At 60.2% G+C, this 24,171-nt stretch carries 20 protein-coding genes and 1 pseudogene; 12 read left to right on the top strand and 9 right to left on the bottom strand.

Annotation, left to right across the window (positions count from 1 at the left end):
• Window positions 1-50: 50 nt before the first annotated feature.
• The 6 genes and pseudogenes from ptsN to lptC all read right to left on the bottom strand — a co-directional run bounded on the left by ptsN (window position 51) and on the right by lptC (window position 5,223).
• Window positions 51-516, bottom strand: a pseudogene (gene ptsN / locus ACW4PC_RS16545) (PTS IIA-like nitrogen regulatory protein PtsN).
• A gap of 70 nt (window positions 517-586) precedes the next feature.
• Window positions 587-1,159, bottom strand: a complete 573-nt coding sequence (gene hpf / locus ACW4PC_RS16540; RefSeq protein WP_022713501.1) for a ribosome hibernation-promoting factor, HPF/YfiA family — start codon at window positions 1,157-1,159, stop codon at window positions 587-589.
• A gap of 255 nt (window positions 1,160-1,414) precedes the next feature.
• A complete protein-coding gene (rpoN, locus tag ACW4PC_RS16535; protein ID WP_455874476.1) occupies window positions 1,415-2,953 on the bottom strand; it encodes an RNA polymerase factor sigma-54 in 1,539 nt (512 codons plus the stop codon).
• Window positions 2,954-3,109: 156 nt separating this feature from the next.
• Window positions 3,110-3,898 (bottom strand): LPS export ABC transporter ATP-binding protein, encoded by a 789-nt coding sequence (gene lptB, locus ACW4PC_RS16530; protein WP_028739414.1) that lies wholly within the window; start codon window positions 3,896-3,898, stop codon window positions 3,110-3,112.
• 39 nt (window positions 3,899-3,937) lie between these two features.
• Complete coding sequence (locus ACW4PC_RS16525) at window positions 3,938-4,543, bottom strand: LptA/OstA family protein (RefSeq protein WP_455874475.1); 606 nt, start codon at window positions 4,541-4,543, stop codon at window positions 3,938-3,940.
• Between the two features lie 14 nt (window positions 4,544-4,557).
• Entirely contained in the window at window positions 4,558-5,223 is a 666-nt protein-coding gene (gene lptC, locus ACW4PC_RS16520; RefSeq protein ID WP_455874474.1) for an LPS export ABC transporter periplasmic protein LptC, read from the bottom strand.
• A gap of 219 nt (window positions 5,224-5,442) precedes the next feature.
• Between lptC and sppA the strand changes: the two genes are divergently transcribed.
• The 3 genes from sppA (at window position 5,443) to ACW4PC_RS16505 (ending at window position 7,166) form a co-directional block, all read left to right on the top strand.
• Window positions 5,443-6,393, top strand: coding sequence for a signal peptide peptidase SppA (gene sppA / locus ACW4PC_RS16515; protein ID WP_455874473.1), 951 nt, complete (start codon window positions 5,443-5,445; stop codon window positions 6,391-6,393).
• A gap of 29 nt (window positions 6,394-6,422) precedes the next feature.
• Window positions 6,423-6,722 (top strand): integration host factor subunit beta, encoded by a 300-nt coding sequence (locus tag ACW4PC_RS16510; RefSeq protein ID WP_039843736.1) that lies wholly within the window; start codon window positions 6,423-6,425, stop codon window positions 6,720-6,722.
• A gap of 111 nt (window positions 6,723-6,833) precedes the next feature.
• Complete coding sequence (locus ACW4PC_RS16505; RefSeq protein ID WP_455874472.1) at window positions 6,834-7,166, top strand: LapA family protein; 333 nt, start codon at window positions 6,834-6,836, stop codon at window positions 7,164-7,166.
• 7 nt (window positions 7,167-7,173) lie between these two features.
• On the opposite strand, the gene ACW4PC_RS16500 is transcribed toward ACW4PC_RS16505, so the two are convergent.
• On the bottom strand, window positions 7,174-7,608 hold the full coding sequence (locus ACW4PC_RS16500) for an N-acetyltransferase family protein (protein ID WP_455874471.1): 435 nt from the start codon (window positions 7,606-7,608) through the stop codon (window positions 7,174-7,176).
• Between the two features lie 46 nt (window positions 7,609-7,654).
• Entirely contained in the window at window positions 7,655-8,107 is a 453-nt protein-coding gene (locus ACW4PC_RS16495; RefSeq protein ID WP_039843733.1) for an SRPBCC family protein, read from the bottom strand.
• 116 nt (window positions 8,108-8,223) lie between these two features.
• Between ACW4PC_RS16495 and ACW4PC_RS16490 the strand changes: the two genes are divergently transcribed.
• The 5 genes from ACW4PC_RS16490 to ACW4PC_RS16470 all read left to right on the top strand — a co-directional run bounded on the left by ACW4PC_RS16490 (window position 8,224) and on the right by ACW4PC_RS16470 (window position 13,946).
• On the top strand, window positions 8,224-9,321 hold the full coding sequence (locus tag ACW4PC_RS16490; protein ID WP_455874470.1) for a class I SAM-dependent methyltransferase: 1,098 nt from the start codon (window positions 8,224-8,226) through the stop codon (window positions 9,319-9,321).
• A complete protein-coding gene (locus ACW4PC_RS16485) occupies window positions 9,318-10,178 on the top strand; it encodes a TrmH family RNA methyltransferase (protein WP_455874469.1) in 861 nt (286 codons plus the stop codon). The genes ACW4PC_RS16490 and ACW4PC_RS16485 overlap by 4 nt, the downstream gene beginning before the upstream one ends.
• Complete coding sequence (lspA, locus tag ACW4PC_RS16480; RefSeq protein ID WP_039843730.1) at window positions 10,175-10,678, top strand: signal peptidase II; 504 nt, start codon at window positions 10,175-10,177, stop codon at window positions 10,676-10,678. The genes ACW4PC_RS16485 and lspA overlap by 4 nt, the downstream gene beginning before the upstream one ends.
• A 55-nt stretch (window positions 10,679-10,733) precedes the next feature.
• Window positions 10,734-12,968 carry an ATP-binding protein gene (locus ACW4PC_RS16475; protein WP_455874468.1) on the top strand — a complete coding sequence of 745 codons (2,235 nt, stop codon included), beginning with the start codon at window positions 10,734-10,736 and terminating at the stop codon, window positions 12,966-12,968.
• 99 nt (window positions 12,969-13,067) lie between these two features.
• Window positions 13,068-13,946 (top strand): GNAT family N-acetyltransferase, encoded by an 879-nt coding sequence (locus ACW4PC_RS16470; protein WP_455875039.1) that lies wholly within the window; start codon window positions 13,068-13,070, stop codon window positions 13,944-13,946.
• Window positions 13,947-14,175: 229 nt separating this feature from the next.
• Here the strand turns inward: ACW4PC_RS16470 and ACW4PC_RS16465 are convergent, their stop codons facing one another.
• Complete coding sequence (locus ACW4PC_RS16465; RefSeq protein WP_455874467.1) at window positions 14,176-16,458, bottom strand: NADP-dependent malic enzyme; 2,283 nt, start codon at window positions 16,456-16,458, stop codon at window positions 14,176-14,178.
• 112 nt (window positions 16,459-16,570) lie between these two features.
• Here ACW4PC_RS16465 and mutS point away from each other — a divergent pair, with 112 nt between their 5' ends.
• The 4 genes from mutS (at window position 16,571) to murJ (ending at window position 24,168) form a co-directional block, all read left to right on the top strand.
• Complete coding sequence (gene mutS, locus ACW4PC_RS16460; RefSeq protein ID WP_455874466.1) at window positions 16,571-19,297, top strand: DNA mismatch repair protein MutS; 2,727 nt, start codon at window positions 16,571-16,573, stop codon at window positions 19,295-19,297.
• Window positions 19,298-19,306: 9 nt separating this feature from the next.
• Entirely contained in the window at window positions 19,307-19,582 is a 276-nt protein-coding gene (locus ACW4PC_RS16455; RefSeq protein WP_455874465.1) for a hypothetical protein, read from the top strand.
• A 111-nt stretch (window positions 19,583-19,693) separates the two neighbouring features.
• Window positions 19,694-22,591 (top strand): [protein-PII] uridylyltransferase, encoded by a 2,898-nt coding sequence (locus tag ACW4PC_RS16450; protein ID WP_455874464.1) that lies wholly within the window; start codon window positions 19,694-19,696, stop codon window positions 22,589-22,591.
• The gene (murJ, locus tag ACW4PC_RS16445; protein ID WP_455874463.1) at window positions 22,588-24,168 is read left to right on the top strand and encodes a murein biosynthesis integral membrane protein MurJ; all 1,581 of its coding nucleotides are present in this window, start codon (window positions 22,588-22,590) and stop codon (window positions 24,166-24,168) included. Before ACW4PC_RS16450 ends, murJ begins: the two co-directional genes overlap by 4 nt.
• Window positions 24,169-24,171 lie beyond the last annotated feature (3 nt).

Here is a 24,171-nt window from a genome sequence, read left to right as displayed (position 1 = left end):
AGGCGTCCGACAACCGGGCGCCTCTTTCATCTTGGATGATCGTCTGCCGCTCAGGCAGCGTTCGATGCTTGCTCTTCATTGAGGAAAGCGTAGATCGCCGATGCGGAATTCTGTGGCACGCAGCTTCGCGACGAGATCGTGATCGCGAAGCACGCGCGCAATGCGCGACAACGCCTTCAGATGGTCGGCACCCGCCCCTTCCGGAGCGAGAAGCAGAAACACCAGGTCGACCGGCTGGTCGTCCAGCGCTTCGAAATCGACGGGACTTTCCAGCCGTGCGAAGACGCCGACAATCGAGCGGACGCTTGCGAGCTTGCCGTGCGGAATGGCGATGCCATTGCCGACGCCCGTCGAGCCGAGACGCTCGCGCTGCAAAACGACGTCGAAAATTTCCCGCTCGGAAAGGCCGGTGATCTTGGAGGCCTTTGCCGCCAACTCCTGAAGTAACTGTTTCTTCGAATTTACCTTTAGGGCGGGAATGATCGCATCTTGGTGCAGCAGATCTGCCAATGCCATTTCTTTTTCCTTCTGTCGCCGAAACCGGATGATTGGGAGAGCGGCGTGGCTACCGCTCATCGCCCGGATGTCAGCTCTTGATATTGGCTGCGTCGATCCAGCCAATATTACCGTCATGCCTGCGGTATACGATGTTCAAATGTTCCTTGCCCGGGCTGCGGAACAAAAGCAGTGGCTCATCCGTCATATCGAGCGCCATGACGGCGGTCGCAACGGACATGGTCTTCAACTGCTTCGTGCTCTCGGCAACAATGACCGGGGCGAAATCGTCGGGGACCTCGTCTTCATGATCCGGGACAGCGTCCATGACCGTATAGGCGACTTCCGTACCGTTCAGATGGTTTCCGGCATGATGATCCTTGAGCTTGCGCTTGTAGCGGCGGAGACGCTTTTCGATGCGCTCCGAAGCGGCATCGAATGCAAGCTGCGGGTCCATCGCTTCGCCTGCCGCATGCAGCACCACCCCGCTATCAAGATGGAGCTTGCAATCCGCAGAGAACCGCGAACTCGATTTCTCCACAATCACCTGACCGGAATATCCCCCGTCGAAGTATTTCGTGATGGCCATGTCCATTTGGTCCTCGATCCTTTGACGGAACGAGTCCCCAATTTCCATATGTTTACCGGATACACGCACACTCATGGAGTTTCCCTTCTTATAGTGGTTTGCGGTACCAGTTTACGCCAAGGCCAGACCTCATCCAAGCACTTCACGCAAACTCAAGCAATATCGGCTTAAGTCGTGTGCTTCAATCGCCCTGAGGATGATGGGGATAAGTCCAAACGCTGTTTGCAGCGCCAACTGCGGCGGGCTTCTAGCGGCAGACTGCCGAAATGTCAACGGGTGTGCCGCCGCGCTGATTGGGATATGCAGGCAAGGGTTGATTTAGCTCGACTGTCAAAAGCCCGCGACCTTCGCCAATGCCCGCTTTTCGCGCCGCCGCTGAACGGAGGACGCGATATTCATCGCCTCGCGGTATTTTGCAACCGTACGGCGAGCCAGATCAATGCCATCCTTCTTCAGCATGTCGACAATATCATCGTCGGAAAGGACCGCATCCGTGCTTTCGTGCATGATCAGGGAGCGTATCCTGTGGCGAACGGCCTCAGCCGAATGACTATCGCCGCCCTCCACCGCGCTGATCGACACCGTGAAGAAATATTTGAGTTCAAAGAGGCCGCGCGGCGTCAGAATGTACTTATTCGAGGTGACGCGGCTGACGGTCGACTCATGCATCTTGATGGCATCGGCAACTGTCTTCAGATTCAGCGGGCGCAGGTGATCGACGCCATGCATCAGGAAGGCATCCTGCTGGCGGACAATCTCGCTTGCGACCTTCATGATCGTCTTCGCACGCTGATCGAGGCTGCGGGTGAGCCAGTTGGCGCTCTGAAGGCATTCGGACAGAAACGCGTAGTCACCGCCGTTCTTTGTAACATGGGCGAAATAGGACTGATTGACGAGCACGCGCGGGAGCGTATCAGGGTTCAACTCCACCAGCCAGCTCCCATCCGATGACGAACGTACGACGACATCCGGCATGATCGCCTCGGAAACGCTGGTTTCAAAGCCGCTGCCGGGTTTCGGGTTCAGCTGGCGAATCTCTGCGAGCATATCAAGCAGGTCTTCCTCGTCCACGCCGCAAAGCCGCTTGAGCGTCGCGAAGTCGCGCCGTGCCAGCAATTCGAGGTTGGAAACGAGGGCCTGCATGGCGGGATCGAAGCGATCCTTCTGCTTCAGCTGGATCGACAGGCATTCGGCCAGGCTGCGAGCAAAGACACCGGGCGGATCAAGGGTCTGCAACTCGGCAAGAACACGTTCGGCGGCCGCAGAATCGCTACCCAGTCGTTCGCCGATGTCGGCAGGGTCGCTGTGCAGGTAACCCGCCTCGTCGAGCTGGTCGATCAACTGCTGCGCGATCAGCCGGTCGCCCGCATCCGGCAGGATGAATGGAATCTGCTGCGCAAGGTGATCTCTCAGCGAGACCTGGCCTGCAACAAAATCGTCGAGATCGTAATTCTCTCCGTCGCCGCCCCCCGGCATCGACTTCCACTGGCTGATCAGCTCCGGCGCATCGGCCCGCGGCGAGACCCCGTCATCCTGGAAGACATTTGCATAATTGACGTCCAGCTCTTCGCTCAGCCGGCTGGCGCTGCCGTCATTGCCATTGTCATAGCAGTCGCCGGAAAGCGCCTCGGTGCGGTCATCATCATCGTCGGCCTGTCGGCCGTACGGCTCATCCTGTGCATCGTTATCACTGCCCGTTTCCGCGTCATCTGACGGAAATTCGAGCAATGGGTTCTTCTCGACTTCCTGCGCAATAAACTGGACAAGCTCGAAATGCGTCATCTGCAGCAACTGGATGGATTGCATCAGTTGCGGCGTCATCACCAGGGATTGGTTCTGTCGCAGGAAAAGGTTGGCAGACAGGGCCATAGCGGACGCGAAACTCCCGTTCAATTCCTCCGGGAAACCGCGATCGAGTAGAATTCGGGCCGCGGAAATCCAACTTGGCCCAAAAATTGCTTTTTTATTCTATTTGGTCAAGCGCAAGTATGACAGGAAGGTGAATTTCCGTCGCCTTCGATCCTATCAAAGGCTGAATTTATCGCCAAGATAGAGCCGGCGCACTTCCGGATTGTTGACGATGTCGTTCGCGCGCCCATGCGTCAGCACTTCGCCTGCATGGATAATATAGGCCCGATCGATGAGGCCGAGCGTCTCGCGCACATTGTGATCGGTGATCAAAACGCCGATGCCGCGCGCCGTCAGATGGTGGACAAGGTTCTGGATGTCAGCCACCGAAATGGGATCGACGCCCGCAAAAGGCTCGTCAAGCAGCATGAAGGTCGGATCGGTTGCGAGCGCGCGAGCGATCTCCAGACGCCGGCGCTCACCGCCAGACAATGCGACCGCCGCCGATTTTCGCAGCTTGGAGATATGGAATTCCTCCAGAAGCTCATCGAGCTTCTTTTCCCGCTCGGCCTTGTCCTTCTCGTGCACTTCGAGCACGGCGCGGATATTCTCTTCGACCGTCAGGCCGCGGAAGATCGAGGCCTCCTGCGGCAGGTAACCGACGCCGAGGCGCGACCGGCGATACATCGGCATCGTCGTCACGTCATTGCCGTCGATCTCGATTGTGCCTTCGTCCACCGGCACGAGGCCGGTGATCATGTAAAAACAGGTCGTCTTGCCGGCACCGTTTGGCCCCAGAAGGCCGACAGCTTCGCCGCGCCTGACGACCAGCGAAACGCCGTTGACGACACGCCGCGTGCTATAGGTCTTCGTCAGGCCGCGTGCAATCAGCGTGCCGTGGTAACGGCTTTTGTCTCCGCCGGCGGCAGAGTCCGCGGCAGATTGCGGCCCGGCCCGGCCGAACATGGTTGAAAGCGAGAATAATTTCACGTCGGGCGGCCGGTCTCAGTTCTTTTTCTGGGATTTCGGATCAAGCTGAATCTGGACGCGCCCCCCGCAGCTATCCAGTTGCGCCTGTCCGGTCTGCATGTAAACCGTGAGCTGGCAGCCCGTGAAGACGTTCGGCCCATCCGACAGCACAACCTTTTCACCCTTCAGGACGAAGAGCTGTTGGGCCATGTCGAAGGAGCCGTTGTCGGCGGTCGCCGTCTGCGTGCCGGAACTCAGGAAAACCTTATCGGTGACGATGATACGGTCGATGTCGGCATTGCCCGATGAGATGGACGCCGCTCCGGCGTCGGCCTTTGCGCCGTTTGGTTGGGCGTCGCCGCCCTGTGCCTTGTAAAAGACCGTCATGTGACCGGCCTGAAGGGTCGTCTTCCCCTGAACGACCTTCACATTGCCGGTGAAGTCGGCCTTGTGCTCCTGATCGTGAATCTCGAGCTTGTCGCTTTCGATCTGAATCGGTTGATTGCTGTCGAGCTTCAGGCCATCCATCTGGCTGGTCGTCGCCTGCCCAAAGGCCGCCGCCGCCATCAGTAGAAGCCCCAGCGCGCTGCCGCCAAGAGTTACGCCAGACTTACGAAGTGAAAAGTGACAATCTATTGTCATGAGTGACCCGGCTGTTAGGTGCCCTGTTTACGGATGACGGATGGATCGACATTCATGCGAACATTCCCCTCGAATGTGATCACGCGCCCCTTATCCGTCATCTTGAGCGACTGCGCAACAATCGAAGCGCCGTCTTTTTGAATCTCGATAGGATCATCTGTCATCATCTTGCCGCCCTTGATATCGAGCTTGGCAGATTGGAATTTCGCCGTCAGACCGTTGCTCAGCAAAATCGTGAACGGGTCCCGAAGCGCAAGGTTGTCCGTGGATCGGTCATAATCGGCCGTGGCAGCCTCAACGCGGGCGATCAGATCATCGTTGACCGGCACTGCAGCCTTGATCGTTTCGAGCGTGATAAGGTTCGGATTCTTGATGTCTTGCAGCGCGCGCTCGGCAAGCATCGAATAGTTGATGCCGTCGGCATTGCGCCCGGCGATCGCCGGCTTTTCCATGACGATCTTGCCGTTTTCGATCTTAGCGCCCTCGATCTTGAGATTCTCGGGCAGGTAAGCCCGCACCATCGAGACTGCAATGAAGGCAAGCGAAATGATGACGGCAGCGACAGGCAGCAATATCTTCAGGCGGCGGACACGTGCAGAATGGAAGAGGGCAGCCGCATAGGCGCTGCTTCCAGGCCTGGCAAAGGCAGGCTTCCCGCTGCTGTTCAATGTGTTGAGCATTAACATGTCCGTGTCTGTTGATCGGCAACCCTATATAGGGACTACATCCACCGATCACAGATCGTTTCGCATTATTACACTAGCTTGCCAATATGGATTTTTTTCTGCAACTAGCAAATAAGGCATGAAAACGAGGTAAATCGGCATTTCCGAAGAAGGAATGTCGCCTTATCTGATGCCATGTTGCATGAAGCCGGCGCGCCGGCTCTGGAGGACCTTATGGACAGTTCGACGATCGCGGATCGCCGCAGGCTTCGCCGCAAACTCGGCTTCTGGCGTATTGCGGCGGTGGTGCTCTTGGTCGCGCTCGGCTTTGCTCTTTACCAATTCGTCGCAGGCGACATCGCCACGCAGCGGCCGCACATTGCCCATGTGACGATTTCCGGGCTCATAACCGACGACGACGAGTTGCTCGAGAGGCTGAAGAAGATCGAAGACAACGACCGCGTCAAAGGCGTCATCGTCTCCATTTCTTCGCCGGGCGGCACGACCTTTGGCGGCGAAAAAATATTCAAAGCGATCCGGGCGATTGCGGCGAAGAAGCCGGTCGTCTCCGATATCCGGACGCTTGCCGCTTCCGCGGGCTATATGATTGCTGCCGCGGGCGATACGATCATTGCCGGAGAAAGTTCGCTCACCGGTTCGATCGGCGTGATCTTTCAGTATCCGCAGATCCAACCGCTGCTCGACAAGCTCGGGGTCTCGCTGCAGGAGATCAAGTCGTCGCCGCTGAAGGCAGAGCCATCGCCTTTCCATGCTGCCAGTGAAGAAGCCAAAACCATGATCAACAATATGGTCATGGACAGCTACGCCTGGTTCGTCGACTTGGTTGTCGACCGCCGCAAGCTGCCGCGCGACGAGGTGCTGAAGCTCGCCGACGGCACTATTTTCACCGGCCGCCAAGCGGCGAAGGTCAAGCTCATCGACCGGGTCGGCGGAGACACGGAAATCCGGGATTATCTCGCTGGGAGGGACGTCGGCAAGGATCTTCCGGTCGTGGATTGGGACAAGAAGAGCAATACGCCTTTTCTGCTCGCAGGGGCTGTTTCGAAGCTCGCAGTTCTGTTCGGCTATGGCGATCTCGTGAAGAGCCAGGACATCGAGGGCATTCTGCCACAAAAGTTGCTCCTTGACGGGCTCGTTTCAGTTTGGCAGGTTGGCCACGATTGATAAGAAATCAATAATTTAAGGGGGCGACCGTGATCAAGTCGGAATTGGTGCAGATCGTTGCCGCGCGCAACCCGCATCTTTATCACCGGGATGTCGAGAATATCGTCAACGCGGTTCTCGACGAGATCACCGATGCGCTCGCAGCGGGCAACCGCGTCGAGCTTCGCGGCTTCGGTGCATTTTCCGTCAAGAACCGCCCTTCGCGCTCCGGCCGCAATCCGCGCACCGGCGACACCGTCTTCGTCGAGGAGAAGTGGGTGCCCTTCTTCAAGACCGGCAAGGAGTTGCGCGAACGGCTGAACCCCGGCCAGGCCGACCACGACGATTGAACTTCATCCGGATTGCGTCGAAATCGCGCTTGAACCTCGCGCGCACCTTTCTATTCTGCTGAGCAGTCATGCGCCGTATCGAAGCGGAGCAACCACGCGCGGAGGCCACGGATGGCGAAGAAGATCATCAACCTTTTGATTTTGTTGCCGCTCGGCATCATTCTCATCACCTTCTGTGTTGCCAACCGGCAGAGCGTGACGCTGGCATTCAACCCCTTCCGGCCCGAAGATCAGGTTCTTGCGGTTTCAGCGCCGTTCTTCGTTTTCATCTTCATCGCGCTGATTATCGGCATGCTGATCGGGTCGGCCGCCACATGGTTCACGCAGGGCAAACACCGCAAGCGCGCGAAAATCGAGGCGAAGGAGGCCGTTCGCTGGCACAGCGAGGCGGACCGGCACAAGACCCGCGCCGAAGAGATCGCCGGTCAATTGCCGTCCCGCTGATCGACCGTCAGGCAGGAATAAAGCTCAGTTCCTCGTAGTCACCTTCAGCCGACGTGCCGCTACCGGTGACCACGAAACCGCGGCCGGCATAAAATGTCTTGGCGTTTCTGTTGTTGATCAGGCACTTCAACCGGTATGTACGGCGCGGCCACTCCGGCAGAGCCTTCAGCAACGCGGTACCGACGCCCCTGCCCTGCCATTGCTTGCGGATGTAGAGCATGTGGATGAAATCATCCGCAGCCCACAGCGTCATGAAGCCGGCGATCTCGCCATCAGGTGCTTCGGCAACCCAGACAATTTCACCCTGCGAATGGGCGAGAAAATCCTCATGGCTGAACTTGCCGGGATCGACCCAGGTGAAGGTCTGCCGGCGCTCGTTGAGATAAATGTCGCCGAGCTGCCCATTGTCCGAAGGGCGGGAATTTCTGACTGTGTAATTCATGGATGCGATTTAGAAGCGGCCAAAGACTGTGCCACGCCAATAGCGACTATTCCGCGGCCTTTTCGCTGACGACAGCATTGAAATCTGCAAAGAATTGCTGCGCAAGCTTTTGCGATGTCGAATTCACCAGCCGCGCTCCAAGCTGGGCAAGCTTGCCGCCGACCTGTGCCTTTGCCGCATATTGCAGCACTGTCTCTGCACCTTCCGCCCTCAAGGTGACGTCGGCCCCGCCCTTGGCAAAGCCTGCAACGCCGCCCTTGCCCTCACCCGAAATCGTATAGCTCTGCGGCGCGTTGACATTTGTCAGCGTCACCTCACCGTTGAAGGTCGCCGAGACCGGTCCGATCTTGACCTTGACGACCGCCGTAAGCTCGGTTGGCGATCTCATCTCGAGACTTTGACAGCCGGGGATGCATCGCTTCAAGACTTCTGGATCGTTCAAGGCTACCCAAACCGCATCGCGCGACGCATTGATGCGTTCCTCGCCGGTCATGTCCATATCGAAATCCTCCCGTTTCAATTCTCTAAACTTATCACAGCGGGAAAGCACTTTGCCAAGGTGACTGGGGATGCTATTTGCACGGGCTCTATCAAACTTGAGACGCGGAAATCACGTTGAGACAGAAAGAGCGCCGGCCGGGCCATAAGGCGCAATCTGCCGGCTCCCCCGGCAATCGCCGCAATGACGAACGCTCGAGCCACCCGCCAAAAGCGGTCAAACCTGTGGCCGCGCGCGAGACCGTGCGGGAGGCGACCGCGCCTGCTGCAAGCGAGCGGCCGCTAAAGGACCGCACGGGCGACCGTCCTCATGAGCGCGTTCCTGTCATTCTGGAATCCCTCGGCGCAGGCGACTTTCACCTCATCGACAGCGGCACCGGCCTCAAGCTCGAGCAATATGGCCCCTATCGCATCGTCCGCCCCGAGGGTCAGGCGCTCTGGCAGCCGTCGCTGGCATCTCATGTCTGGGAAAAGGTCGATGCGATCTTTACCGGCGATACGGACGAGGAAGGCACCGGCCGCTGGCGCTTTCCGAAGGAGGCGCTCGGCGAGACCTGGCCGCTTAATCTTCTGGGCGTCGATTTTTATGGGCGCTTTACCTCCTTCCGCCATGTCGGCGTGTTTCCGGAACAGATCGTCCATTGGAGCTGGATGAAAGAGCAGGTCGAGGCCGCCGGTCGTCCGCTGAAGGTCCTAAATCTTTTCGGCTATACAGGTGTCGCGTCGTTGATCGCAGCGGCGGCCGGTGCGGAAGTCACCCATGTCGACGCCTCCAAGAAGGCAATCGGTTGGGCGCGTGAAAATCAGGCGCTCGGCCGGTTGGAGAAACTGCCGATCCGCTGGATCTGCGAAGACGCGATGAAGTTCATCCTGCGTGAGGAGCGCCGCGGCAATACCTATGACATCATCCTTACCGATCCGCCGAAATTCGGCCGTGGCCCGAACGGCGAAGTCTGGCATCTCTTCGAACACCTGCCATTGATGCTCGATGTCTGCCGCGAGATCCTGTCGCCTCAGGCGCTTGGCCTGGTGCTGACCGCCTATTCGATCCGTGCAAGCTTCTATTCGATGCACGAATTGATGCGCGAGACGATGCGCGGCGCAGGCGGCGTGGTCGAATCCGGCGAGCTCGTGATCCGCGAGGCGGGCCTTGACGGCAAGACGCGGGGCCGCGCGCTATCGACCTCCCTCTTCTCCCGCTGGGTGCCGAAATGAGCCATGAACATCGGGGCCATGGCCCCCACAAGGTCGGACATGTGAAAGAGGTGACGTCGCTCGCCAATCCGATCATCAAGGACATCAAGGCGCTGACCAACAAGAAGTCGCGCGAAGAGAGCGGCACCTTCATGGCCGAGGGCCTGAAGCTGGTCATCGATGCGATCGAGCTCGGCTGGGCGATCCGCACGCTGGTCTATGCCAAGGCGGCCAAGGGCAAGCCGCTGGTCGAGCAGATGGCGGCGAAAACCGTAGCCTCCGGCGGCCTCGTCCTCGAAGTCAGCGAAAAGATCATTTCCTCGATCACGCGGCGTGACAATCCGCAGATGGTGGTCGGCATTTTCGAAAGCCGCTGGAAGTCGCTGAAGGACATCCGTCCGAAGGACGGAGAGACCTGGATCGCGCTCGATCGGGTACGCGATCCCGGCAATCTCGGCACAATCATCCGCACGGCGGATGCCGCAGGCGCCTCCGGCGTCATCCTCGTCGGGGAAACAACCGACCCCTTCTCCCTTGAAACGGTGCGCGCCACGATGGGCTCCGTGTTCGCCGTGCCCGTTGCGAAGGCAACGCCGGAAGAATTCATCGGCTGGAAGAAATCTGCCGGCGTGGCCGTCGTCGCCACGCACCTTGCAGGTTCGGTCGATTACCGCACGATCGATTACAAGAAGAGGCCGGTCGTTCTCCTCATGGGCAACGAGCAGTCCGGCCTGCCGGACCAGTTGGCTAGGGAAGCCGACGCACTTGCACGCATCCCGCAGCAGGGTCGTGCGGACTCCCTCAATCTCGCCGTTGCAAGTGCCGTGATGCTTTTCGAAGCGCGGCGCCATCTCCTTTCGCTTTCCGAGGGCAAATGACCGAAAAGACGCTTGACCGTCCGGCGCTCCTGTCGCGACCGCTGCCGATCCTGATCTTCATTCTCGTCGCGGTCGCTATCGACCAGATCGTCAAGATCGCTGTCGATCGCTATCTGCCATTGCAGGAAGCCGTGCCGATGATCCCGATGCTGGCGCTCTACCGCACATACAATCTCGGCGTCGCCTTTTCGATGCTGTCGGGCATGGACGGCTGGTTCATCGTCGGCATGCGGATCGTCATCGTGGCCTTCGTTATCTGGCTTTGGCATCGCACCTCGAAGGACCGCTGGATTGCGCATAGCGGATTTGCGCTGATCATTGCCGGTGCGCTCGGCAATCTGATCGACCGTTTCCTCTACGGCCACGTCATCGACTACATTCTCTTCCACACCGAAAGCTGGTCCTTCGCCGTCTTCAATCTCGCCGACAGCTTCATCACGGTGGGCGCCGGTTGCGTCATTCTCGATGAGCTTTTGCAGCCGAAAAAGACGGAAAGCTAAAATCTTAGGCTTTTCCTGAAGGCATTCGGAACGGCGCATATGCTAGCCAGCAAGTATGCACAGTCTGGCTCAATTGCAGGAACGTCTCGCCGCCGCATTCGGCGCGGCCGCCAAGCCGCATGATCGGCGGCCGGCGGATGAGGTTGTGCCGCTGGCGCCGGCAGCAAAGCAAAAGCATCCGCTGCGCACCCTGCTCTTTTACTGGCTCGGCGGCCTTGGCCTTTTTGCTGCGATCGCATTCCTTGCACTCGGGCAAGCGGGCGGACCTTTGCTACTTTCCGCCGGCCTTGCAATCCTTGCCGCAGCACTTCTCGGTCATGTATTGCTGATGAAGCTGCGCCAGCGGACCGGCAACCAGCCGCAGGCATGCGATGCTGCCGAACTTTTCGCCGCTGTTCATGACGCCCTCGACGACATAACCGTTACCCGTACCATTGACCGGCGGATCATCGGCGCCAATGCCACTTTTCGCCGCCTGACGGGCCGTCTGAAGCCGGAGGGACAGACTTGCGAACAACTCGGCATCGCCTTCCGCCCTGGCGCCGAGCCATATCGCTTCGATGTCGAGATCTCGACGCCGCAAGGCCAGCGCATCTTCGCCTGGCATGACGTCGTCACCCGCGATCCGTCGAATGGCCGTCTGCTACTCCAAAGCGTCGCCCGTGACGTGACCGCCGAGCGTCTTGCAGCGCAGGCGCGCGAGGAGGCACGCCAAAAGGCCGAGTACAACAGTGCGGCGAAATCCCGCTTGCTTGCGACCGTGAGCCATGAAATCCGAACGCCACTATCCGGCATTCTCGGGATGACTCATCTGCTTAGCCAGGCGCAGATGACCCAGGAGCAGCAGAACTATATCGACGGCATCCGACAGTCAGGCCATGCGCTCGCCCAACTCGTCGAAGACCTCCTCGATTTCTCCACGATCGAAGTCGGCCGCTTCCAGCTTCGTCCGCGCACCGAATTGCTGCGCCAGCTGCTGGAAAGCGTCGTCGAAATGCTGGCACACCGTGCCCACGAAAAGGGCATCGAGATCGGTGCGACGGTCTCTTCCGACGTGCCGGAATTCATGAGTTTCGATCCGGCGCGGCTGCGTCAGGTGCTTTTCAACGTCATCGGCAATGCGGTGAAGTTCACCCAGGTGGGCGGCGTCTTCATCCGCGTATCCTTGCGCGACGACGATCTCATAATAACGGTGACGGACACCGGCCCAGGGATGACAGCGGAGGAACATGACCGAATCTTCGGCGAATTCGAGCAGGGAGGAACCATGACGGAAAAAAGCGGCGGCACCGGGCTCGGGCTCACCATCTCCGCCCGCATCATGGGCGAGTTCGGCGGTTCTCTGACGGTCGCCGGCGAAATGGGCAAGGGCAGCGAATTCACGATCCGCTTTCCCGCAAACATTCCGCTGGAGGCTCGCGGCAGCCGCAAATCGCTCCTTTGCGGCAATATCGTCGTGCTTCTTGCCCCGGCCGGTGCAGCCCGCGCCGCAATCGCCGAGACCATCGTCGCTCTCGGCGGCGATTGCCATCTGGTGGCCGACGGCGAAAAAGCCCGGGAGACGCTTCTCTACATTGCCGGCATCGACCATCGCCCGACAGATATCATCGTCGATCATCGCATGTCCGCGGAGTTTACGGAGCATCTTGCCGACCGCGTCGAAATTGCCGCGCTTGGCCTGCGCAAGACCCTTCTCGTCAATCCGGAAGAGCGTAACGCCCATCCGCTTGATCTCTTCGATGCCTGGCTTATTCGGCCACTTCGCGAACAGTCGCTGATCGACGTGCTTCGCGGACGCATGCGCGGCATGGAAAAGCGCGATGCGCTGAACGACAACCAGCCCGGCTTTACCGCCGCCATTCCCGAAGCGAATATGCCAGGCGGGATGAATATCCTTCTCGGAGAAGACGACCCGATCAACGCGATGCTTGTCCGCGCTGTGCTGGAGAAGGGCGGACATAAGGTTCACCATGTCGAAGACTTCGAGACGTTGCTGGATTGCGCACTTGCCGAAGGCAGCATGCGCCCCGACATCATCATCAGCGATCTCACGATGCCGGGCGGGGAAGGTGTTGAAATGATTGGGCGGCTGCGCGGTCACGAACGGCGGCTGCAGGTCGTTGCGGTGCCGGTCATCGTGCTGACTGCCGACAAACGCGACGAGTCGCGCCGCCAGGTCCTGCTTGCCGGTGCAAACCGCGTGATGCTGAAACCTGTCGACCCAATCCGGCTGCTGACGGAAGTCCATGCCGTCGCAGCACTTTCCGCCCGCCGAGCCGAAGCGCTCTGAGCAGAGTGACATAAGCGTCGTTTTTCCGTAAAATCCATGTCACTTTCCTGTCGTACAGAAGTGTTTTATGACACGCCATGAGCCGGCAACGGGAGAATCATCATGTCCATCGACATCCTTAATCGCGACACAACGCCGGAGGTTTCTCGGCCTGCAGCGGCCGTCGCGCCGAAGGAAGGCGACGTCTTTGGCCGCATCGGCAACCTGGAGACCCGCCTTGCCCGCACTGCTCGCGAGATCGATGCTGCGCAGCATGTGCGCTACCGCGTTTTCGTCCAGGAAATGCAGGCGCAGCTTCCGCCAGAGGCCATGCGCCGCGAACGCGACTTCGACGCTTACGATGCATTCTGCGATCACCTTCTCGTCCTCGACCGCTCGATCGAAGGTGATAGCGAAGACCAGATCGTCGGAACCTACCGCCTGCTGCGCCAGGACGTGGCGATGGCAAATGGCGGTTTTTACTCGGCTTCCGAATTCGCGATCGGCGAGCTTCTCGCGCGTCATCCAGACAAGCGCTTCATGGAGCTCGGCCGCTCCTGCGTGCTGCCGGAATACCGCACGAAGCGTACGGTCGAACTTCTCTGGCAGGGCAATTGGGCCTATGCCTTGAAGCACGGCATGAGCGCCATGTTCGGCTGCGCCTCCTTCCCGGGTGTGTATCCGGAGAGCCATGCGCTGGCACTTTCCTTCCTGCACCACACCGTCCTTGCCAAGGGCGAATGGGCGGTCGGCGCTCTGCCGGGCCAAGCGCGCAGCATGGATCTGATGCCGAAGGAGGCCGTCAACCCGAAGAAGGCGCTGATGGCCCTTCCGCCGCTGATCAAGGGCTACCTTCGCCTCGGCGCCATGGTCGGCTCCACCGCGGTGGTGGACCATGCGTTCAACACGACGGACGTGCTGATCGTGCTGCCGATCGCAAGCATTTCGGATCGCTATTTGAATTACTACGGCGCTGACGCCGGCCGTTTCGCGAGTTGATTTTCCAGAAGATCGAGCTTGCAGCGCAAACAGGTAATCTCGTCCGGCTGAAGCAGATGGTAGCGAGCCACGCGCTATCTCTGATGTCCTGCCGTGCCGCCGCGAAGGGGAGATTGCCGCATCCGCTCAGCGAGATCAATTCAAGAGACGCACAGGCAACGCCGCCAGTCCCTTCTTTCCAGCGGGGAGAAGGTGCCGGCAGGCAGATGAAGGGGCTTGCGCCTGACTGCTACCCCGCAGAATAGGCCGCGATCGCCGCCATGTTGACGATGTCGGAGTCCTTGGCGCCCATCGAGGTGATCTGGACGGCTTTGTCGAGGCCGACAAGGATCGGGCCGATGACCGTCGAGCCGCCGAGTTCCTGCAGCATCTTCGTCGAGATCGAAGCGGAGTGGAAGGCCGGCATGACCAGCACGTTGGCGGGAGCCGACAAGCGGCAGAACGGGTACTGCTCCATCACCTTTCGGTTCAGCGCCACGTCGGCTGCCATTTCGCCATCATATTCGAAATCGACGCGGCGCTTGTCGAGGATCTTCACGGCTTCGCGCACGCGCTCGGAACGTTCGCCCGAAGGATGACCGAAGGTGGAATAGGCGAGCAGCGCAACGCGCGGCTGATAGCCCATGCGGCGCGCAAGGCCTGCCGCTTCTTCGGCGATATCGGCCAGCTCTTCGGCGGTAGGCATATCGTGAACCGCGGTATCTGCCACAAAGACCGCACGGCCGCGGACAATCACCAGCGACACGCCGATGACACGGTGGCCCGGCTTCTCGTCGATGCAGCGCCGCACGTCCTCCAGCGCCGTCGAATAATTGCGCGTGATGCCGGTCACCATGCCATCTGCATCGCCAAGCGCCACCATCGTCGCGGCGAAATGATTGCGATCGTTGTGGATCAGGCGCTGTGCATCGCGGTGCAGATAGCCTTTCCGCTGCAGCCGGGCATAGAGGTAGTCGGTGTAAGCCTCAATGCGGGTCGAGATGCGTGCATTGACGATCTCGAGGCCTGGCCGGTTGAGGTCGATCCCTGCCCGCTCCGCCGTCGCCCTGATCAGATCTTCGCGGCCGAGAAGGATTGCCGTGCCGAGCTGCTGGTTGGCATAAGACATCGCCGCGCGCATGACCTGCTCTTCTTCCGCCTCGGCAAAAACCATCCGTTTCGGACGGCGGCGAACCCGCTCGTAAAGGCTCGCAAGCGTCGAAGCGATCGGATCACGCCTTGCCGATAGCTCGCGGCGATAGCCGTCCATGTCGGTGATCACCTTGCGGGCAACGCCAGTTTCGATCGCAGCCTGCGCCACGGCAGCCGGGATTGCCGAAATGAGCCGCGGATCGAAGGGCACGGGAATGATATATTGCGCGCCAAAGCGCGGGCGGTTGCCCTGATAAGCGGCAACGACGTCATCGGGTACATCCTCGCGGGCCAGATTGGCAAGCGCCTTGACGGCGGCAATCTTCATCGCGTCGTTGATCGTGGTTGCCCGCACGTCGAGCGCGCCGCGAAAGATATAGGGAAAGCCGAGAACGTTATTCACTTGATTCGGGTAGTCCGATCGCCCTGTCGCCATAATGGCATCATCGCGGATGCGCGCGACTTCCTCCGGCGTGATTTCCGGATCGGGGTTTGCCATCGCAAAGATGATCGGCCGGTCGGCCATCGAACGAATCATCTCTTCCGAAAAGGCACCCTTCTGCGACAGACCGAATACGACGTCGGCACCCTTCATCGCATCTGCCAGCGTGCGGGCCTTTGTCTTTACCGCGTGTGCCGATTTCCACTGGTTCATGCCCTCGGTGCGGCCCTGATAGATTACGCCCTTGGTGTCGACAAGGGTGATGTTTTCAGGCGCAAAACCCATCGACTTGATGAGCTCGACACAGGCGATGGCGGCAGCTCCTGCGCCGTTGCAGACGAGTTTCGACGTCTTCAGGTCACGTCCCGTCAGTTCCAAGGCATTGATGAGGCCGGCCGTTGCAATAATCGCCGTGCCGTGCTGGTCGTCGTGAAAGACCGGAATATCCATCAGCTCGCGCAGACGCTGCTCGATGATGAAGCAGTCTGGCGCTTTGATGTCCTCCAGATTGATGCCGCCGAAGGACGGGCCAAGGAAACGCACACAGTTGATGAACTCGTCGACATTTTCCGTGTCGACCTCGAGGTCGATGGAATCGACATCGGCAAAGCGCTTGAAAAGGACGGATTTGCCTTCCATCACCGGCTTGGATGCCAAGGCGCCGAGATTGCCGAGGCCTAAAATTGCTGTGCCGTTGGAGATGACAGCCACCATATTGCCGCGCGTTGTGTAGTCGTAGGCAGTGCCCGGATCGGCGGCGATCGCCTTGACCGGCACCGCGACGCCCGGCGAATAGGCCAGCGACAGATCACGCTGCGTCGCCATCGGTTTCGTCGGGTTGATTTCCAGCTTCCCGGGCCGCCCCATGGCATGAAACTCGAGCGCTTCGTTGTCGGTAACGGACGTCACCGGCTGCGGCTTCTTTTCGATATCGGGCATTCTTCCTCCAACGTCCTGTGGGTGACGCCTTGCTCTTCCTCAATGGCGGTTGTCATCTATAGCGGCGGGCGGCTAGGGTTGGCACCTGTTTTTTTTGGAAAATTGCACCTCCGTGAACCAACGAATAGACGCCAGGAACGAAGCCTTTTCGGCTGCCGAGCTATCCACGGAGGAAAGCCGTGCCTCGGCAACGCCGATGATGGAGCAATTCATCGAGATCAAGGCGAACAACCCCGACTCGCTGCTATTCTATCGAATGGGCGATTTCTACGAATTGTTCTTCGAAGACGCCCTGGAAGCCTCGCGTGCGCTCGGCATTACGCTCACGAAGCGCGGTCAGCACATGGGGCAAGATATCCCGATGTGCGGCGTTCCCGTGCATGCCGCAGACGATTACCTGCAGAAGCTCATTGGACGGGGCTTCCGTGTCGCCGTCTGCGAACAGGTGGAAGACCCGGCGGAGGCGAGGAAGCGGGGCTCGAAATCCGTCGTCAAACGCGACGTCATCCGCCTTGTCACGCCGGGAACCATCACCGAAGAAAAGCTGCTATCACCCTCTGAATCGAACTATCTGATGGCGCTTACCCGGATTCGAGGCGCGTCCGAACCGCTGCTGGCGCTCGCCTGGATCGATATCTCTACCGGCGTCTTCCGGCTGGCCGAAACTGAGACATCACGGCTGCTTGCCGACATCCTGCGCATCGATCCCCGCGAACTGATCCTGCCGGATACGATGTTTCACGATCCCGAGCTGAAGCCGGTCTTCGACGTACTTGGTCGCACGGCCGTGCCGCAGCCCTCCGTGCTTTTCGACAGCGCGACAGCAGAAAACCGCATCGCGCGCTATTTCGGCGTTTCGACGCTCGACGGCTTCGGCACTTTCTCCCGCGCCGAGCTTGCGGCAGCGGCGGCGGCTGTTGCCTATGTCGAAAAGACACAGATCGCCGAACGCCCGCCGCTTGGCAAACCGGAGCGCGAGAGCGGCGCCTCGACGCTCTTCATCGATCCCGCGACCCGCGCCAATCTGGAGCTTGCCCGCACGCTGTCCGGCGACCGCAACGGCTCACTGCTGAAAGCAATCGACCGGACGGTTACCGGTGGAGGAGCCCGCCTTCTCGCAGAACGGCTGATGTCACCGTTGACCGATCCTGCCCGCATCAACGAGCGGCTGGATTCGATCGGCTTCCTCATCGAGGAGCCCAGGCTTTGCGGCGACCTGCGCGACGCGCTGAAGCACGTGCCGGACATGCCACGCGCACTCTCCCGCCTTGCGCTCGACCGCGGCGGCCCGCGCGATCTCTGGGCGATCCGGCAAGGACTTGGCGCTGCTTCCGATCTTGCAAAGCTGCTCGGCAATGCGCTTTTACCGGAAGAACTCGACGCGGCCCTTTCCGGGTTGCGGGCCTTGCCTACGGCTCTTCAATCTCTGCTTGCGGAGATGCTCGCCGACGAACTGCCGCTGTTGAAGCGCGACGGGGGCTTCCTGCGGGACGGTGCCAATGCCGATCTTGATGAAGTGCGGGCGCTTCGCGATCAGTCGCGCCGGGTGATCGCCGGATTGCAGCTCCAATATGCCGACGAGACCGGCATCAGGTCTCTGAAGATCAAGCACAACAATATCCTCGGCTATTTCATCGAAGTGACGGCCGGCAATGCGGGGCCGATGACGGATGCGCCGGAGGCCAAAGCCCGCTTCATCCATCGCCAGACGATGGCGAATGCCATGCGTTTTACGACGACCGAGCTTGCCGACCTGGAAAGCCGGATCGCAAACGCGGCGGACCGCGCGTTGCAGATCGAGCTCGAAGCCTTCGACCGGATGACGGCCGCCGTCGTCGCTGAAGCCGAGGCGATCAAGGCCGGCGCCCGCGCGCTTGCCATCATCGATGTTGCTGCCGGCCTGGCACTCTTGGCGGAGGAACAGGCCTATTGCCGCCCGCTCGTCGATGCCTCGAAAATGTTCACAATCGAAGGCGGACGCCATCCCGTTGTCGAACAGGCGCTGCGGCGTCAGTCCTCCGGTCCGTTCGTTGCCAATAATTGCGATCTCTCGCCTGTGGCGGACGGCAAAGACGGGGCGATCTGGCTGCTGACCGGTCCGAATATGGGCGGTAAGTCGACATTCCTGCGCCAGAACGCGTTGATCGCTATCCTGGCGCAGATGGGCTCCTTCGTGCCCGCGACCTCCGCTCACATCGGCATCGTCGACCGCCTCTTCTCCCGCGTCGGCGCCTCGGACGACCTGGCACGGGGGCGCTCGACCTTCATGGTCGAGATGGTCGAGACAGCCGCGATCCTCAACCAGGCGACCGACCGCTCTCTCGTCATCCTCGATGAGATCGGCCGCGGTACTGCGACCTTCGACGGCCTATCGATTGCCTGGGCGGCCGTGGAACATCTGCATGAGGCAAACCGATGCCGTGGTCTCTTCGCCACGCATTTCCACGAACTGACGGTGCTGTCGGAAAAACTTGCGCGGCTATCGAACGCCACCATGCGCGTCAAGGAATGGGACGGCGACGTCATCTTCCTGCACGAAGTGGGACCGGGTGCGGCGGACCGTTCGTATGGCATCCAGGTGGCCAGGCTCGCCGGCCTGCCAGCGTCTGTCGTCGCGCGCGCCCGCGACGTGCTGACGCGCTTGGAAGATGCCGACCGCAAGAACCCGGCAAGCCAACTGATCGACGATCTGCCGCTGTTCCAAGTCGCGGTTCGGCGCGAGGATGCCAATCGCGGGCCGTCCAAGATCGAGGAAGCGTTGAAGGGAATGAGCCTCGACGACATGACGCCGCGCGAGGCGCTCGAGGTGCTTTACGGTCTCAAGAAGCAGCTGAAGTAGGAAGCCGTAATGTTCATGCGCAGCCTTATCCGTGAAACACAGCGCCTCGCCGATATGTTCACCGTGCTCGAAGCGCTGCGTAACGCCGACGAGCACGGTAATCCGCGCAGCTGGAACTCGCCAGTCGGCCTGCTCGAAATCACTCAATCCTGCGCCATCATCTGCGACCTTGCGGCGGCCATTGCCAAAGCGGGCTACCGCGAATGCGACAGGCCGACGCTGGAGGAGATTACCAGCGAGGCGCGCAAGATCCTTTATTCGGTGAATATGCAAGGCGCGGCTTGAAGCTGTTCGTCTTCGCCTCCGCAAGTGGAAGGCAACCACCTTTTCGCCAAAATTAAGGGTTCTTGCAGTATGAAGGCCCGTGTCAAACGCGGGGTAAAGAGGCTATAGCGCATGCAGACGAAACGAGACGCGGTCGCACCGCGCGAACAGGAAGCCGCTCCGCGCATGGCGACGATGAGTGACATCGATTTCTCGGAAATTCTCGACACGGCCTTGTTGCAAAGACTCTGCGACGCCGTTGCCGAAGCCAACAGGACCCGGCCGGACGTCATGCGCTCCGATCTGCTTGCCATGCTCAAAAAGGCAAGCAGCGACGGGCGCCAAAAGGCCTGCGAGCTTCTATCTGCCGATGGCAGCGGACTTGGCTGCGCCCGGCGCATCTCCTGGCTGCAGGACCAGATCATCGCGGTACTCTACGAGTTCGTCAGCGCACATATGTTCCCGCAGCAGAAGGACAAGTTCGCCGTGACGGCGGTCGGCGGCTACGGCCGCGATACGCTGGCGCCGGGCTCCGACATCGACCTGCTCTTCCTCTTTCAGCCAAGACCGGCAGAGGAGACGCACAAGGCTGTCGAGTTCATGCTCTATGTCCTTTGGGATATGGGCTTCAAGGTCGGCCACGCGACAAGGACGATCGAGGAGTGCATGGCGCTCTCCAGGTCCGACATGACGATCCGCACGGCGATCCTCGAGATGCGCTACATCTGCGGCCTGAAATCGCTTGCAACGGAGCTTGAGACCCGCTTCGACAAGGAGATCGTGACCGGCACAGGACCGGAATTTATTGCCGCCAAACTTGCCGAACGCGATGAACGCCACCGCAAGGCAGGCGACACACGCTACCTCGTCGAACCCAACGTCAAGGAGGGCAAGGGCGGGCTGCGCGATCTGCATACGCTCTTCTGGATCTCGAAATACTACTATCACGTCCGCGACACGGCGGAACTCGTAGCGCTCGGCGTTCTCTCCAAGCATGAGTACCGCCTGTTCGAGAAGGCCGACGATTTCCTCTGGGCGGTGCGCTGCCACATGCACTTTCTGATCGGTAAAGCGGAGGAACGGCTTTCTTTCGACATCCAGCGGGAGATTGCCGAAGCGCTCGGATATCACTCGCGCCCCGGCCTTTCGGCCGTCGAGCGTTTCATGAAGCACTACTTCCTGGTGGCAAAGGACGTCGGCGACCTGACGCGCATCCTGTGCGCGGCTCTCGAAGACCAGCAGGCAAAATCGACGCCGGGGCTCACCGGGGTGATCAGCCGTTTTGCCCATCGCAGCCGCAAGATCGCCGGCAGTACGGAATTCATGGAGGATCGCGGTCGCATCGCGCTCGCCAGCCCGGACGTGTTCAAGCACGATCCCGTCAGCATCATTCGCTTCTTCCACGTTGCCGATATCAATGGCCTCGAGTTCCATCCCGATGCTCTGAAGCGGGTCACCCGATCGCTCAACCTCATCGACAACAACCTGCGCGAAAACGACGAGGCGAACCGCCTCTTCATGTCGATCCTCACCTCCAAGGGCGACCCGGCGCTCATTTTGCGCCGCATGAACGAAGCAGGCGTACTTGGCCGCTTCATTCCGGAATTCGGCAAGATCGTCGCGATGATGCAGTTCAACATGTACCACCACTATACAGTGGATGAGCATCTGATCCGTACCGTCGACGTGCTCTCGGAAATCGACAAGGGCAAGGCCGACGACCTGCATCCGCTCGCCAACAAGCTGATGCCGGGGATCGAAGACCGGGAGGCGCTTTATGTCGCAGTCCTTCTCCACGACATCGCCAAGGGCCGCCAGGAAGACCATTCGATCGCCGGCGCCCGCGTCGCCCGCAAGCTCTGCTCCCGCTTCGGCCTGTCGCAGAAGCAGACGGAACTCGTTGTCTGGCTGATAGAGGAGCATCTGACGATGTCCATGGTTGCCCAGACCCGCGATCTCACCGACCGCAAGACGATTACCGACTTCGCCGATCGCGTTCAATCACTCGATCGCCTGAAGATGCTGCTGGTCCTGACGATCTGCGACATCCGCGCCGTCGGCCCCGGCGTCTGGAACGGCTGGAAGGGCCAGCTGCTGAGGACGCTCTATTACGAGACCGAACTGCTGCTTGCCGGCGGCTTTTCGGAGGTTTCGCGCAAGGAGCGCGCCAATTCCGCGGCCGAAGCGCTGTTCAACGCGCTTTCCGATTGGAGCCAGAAGGATCGCAAGACCTACAGCAAGCTGCACTACCAGCCTTACCTGCTTTCCGTGCCGCTGGAAGACCAAGTCCGTCACGCCGATTTCATCCGCCAGGCGGACAAGAACGGCCAGGCGCTCGCGACAACCGTGCGAACCGACAGTTTCCACGCGATCACCGAAATCACCGTGCTCTCGCCAGACCACCCGCGCCTGCTCGCCGTTATTGCCGGTGCATGTGCTGCAGCAGGAGCCAACATTGTCGATGCGCAGATCTTCACGACGTCGGACGGGCGCGCGCTGGATACGATCCATGTCAGCCGCGAATTCCAGGATGATGCGGACGAGCTTCGCCGCGCCGGCACGATCGGGCGCATGATCGAAGACGTACTGTCGGGCCGCAAATGGCTGCCAGAAGTCATCGCTACGCGTACGAAGAACCGCAAGAGAAGCAAGGCCTTCGTCATTCCGCCGTCGGTCAACATCACCAACAACCTATCGAACAAGTTCACCGTCATCGAAGTCGAATGCCTTGACCGCACCGGCCTGCTTTCGGAAATCACCGCGATGCTTTCTGATCTTTCGCTCGACATCCAGTCAGCCCGCATCACCACCTTTGGCGAAAAGGTCATAGACACCTTCTATGTCACAGACCTCGTTGGCCAGAAAATCTCCAGCGACACCAAGCGGGCCAATATCACCGCCCGGCTGAAGGCGGTGATGGCCGGCGAAGAAGATGAGCTTCGCGAGCGCATGCCGTCCGGCATCATCGCGCCCGCCGCCTCGGCGCGGACATCGCAGCCGGGCGAAAAGAAAGCCGGGCCTCCGGCATGAGCCTCGTCAAGAAATTCGCCACCGTCGGCGGCGCAACCCTCGGCAGCCGCATCTTCGGCTTTGCCCGCGAGACGCTGATGGCGGCCGCCCTCGGCACCGGCTCCATGGCTGACGTCTTCTACGCGGCCTTTCGCTTTCCCAACCTCTTCCGTCGGCTGTTTGCCGAAGGCGCCTTCAACGCAGCCTTCGTGCCACTCTTCGCCAAGGAGATCGAAGCGAACGGCACGGAAGGAGCCAAGCGGTTTTCCGAAGAGGTTTTCGGAGTGCTCTTTTCGGTACTGCTGCTCATCACCATCGTGATGGAACTTTGCATGCCGCTGCTCGTACGCTTCATCATCGCGCCGGGCTTTGCCGACGATCCGGATAAGTTCTCGATCACCATCCGCATGGCAGCCGTGATGTTTCCCTATCTCATGTGCATGTCGCTGACGGCGATGATGAGCGGCATGCTGAATTCACTGCACCACTTCTTTGCCGCAGCGGTCGCGCCCATTTTCCTCAATGTCGTGATGATTGGTGCGCTCGTCTACGCTTTTTATTCTGGCGCCGAGCCGCTCGCGACCGCCTGGTATCTCTCCTGGGGCGTGCTGGCCGCTGGTATCCTGCAGCTCGCCGTCGTCTATGTCGGCGTCCTCCACGCAGGCATGAGCATTGGCTTTCGCTTCCCGCGAATGACGCCGAACGTCAAACGGCTGCTGATCCTCGCCGTCCCCGCCGCTGTCACGGGCGGCATCACACAGATCAACCAGCTGATCGGCCAGGCGATCGCCTCGTCCCGCGATGGTGCGATCGCCGCCCTGCAATATGCGGATCGCATCTACCAGCTACCGCTCGGCGTCGTTGGCGTTGCCGTCGGTGTCGTATTGTTGCCGGAGCTTGCCCGTGCACTGAAGGGTGGCAGCCTGCGCGAAGCCGGGAACCTGCAGAACCGCTCGATCGAATTCGTGCTGTTCCTGACGATCCCTGCCGCCTTCGCCCTTTGGGTCCTCGCTGACGAGATCATCCGCGTGCTCTACGAACGTGGCGCCTTCGATCAGGAGAACACAGCGCTTGTCGGCTCGATCCTCGCGATCTACGGCATCGGCCTGCCGGCCTTCGTGCTCATCAAGGCGCTGCAGCCGGGCTTTTACGCCCGCGAGGATACCAAGACGCCGATGCGCTTTTCAGCCGTTGCAGTGGGTGTCAACTGCGCCACGGCTTTGATGCTTTTTCCGTATCTTGGCGCACCGGGCATTGCAGTGGCTGAAGCAACCGCGGGCTGGATCAGCACGGTTCTGCTTTTCGCAACGCTGCTTCGCCGCGGCCATCTCGCCTGGGAATGGGCGCTTGCCCGCCGGGCTGCTCTGCTCGTCGTTTCGGCATCCGTGATGAGCGGCGTCATCGTCTTCCTGCAGCATCGCTGGGAACCCTGGCTCGCTTCCAGTGCCCACCTGGCGACCAAGGTCGGTACGCTCGGCCTTTTGATCGCCATTTCGATGATCGTCTATTTCGCGACCGCCTTTTTGATCGGCGGCGCCGACCTCGGCATGATCCGGCGAAACCTCAACCGGAAGCCTGCGCCCAAAACCGAGGGCTGAACC

Source organism: Rhizobium yanglingense (assembly GCF_977109285.1).
This window is presented reverse-complemented; position numbering and strand designations above follow the sequence as displayed.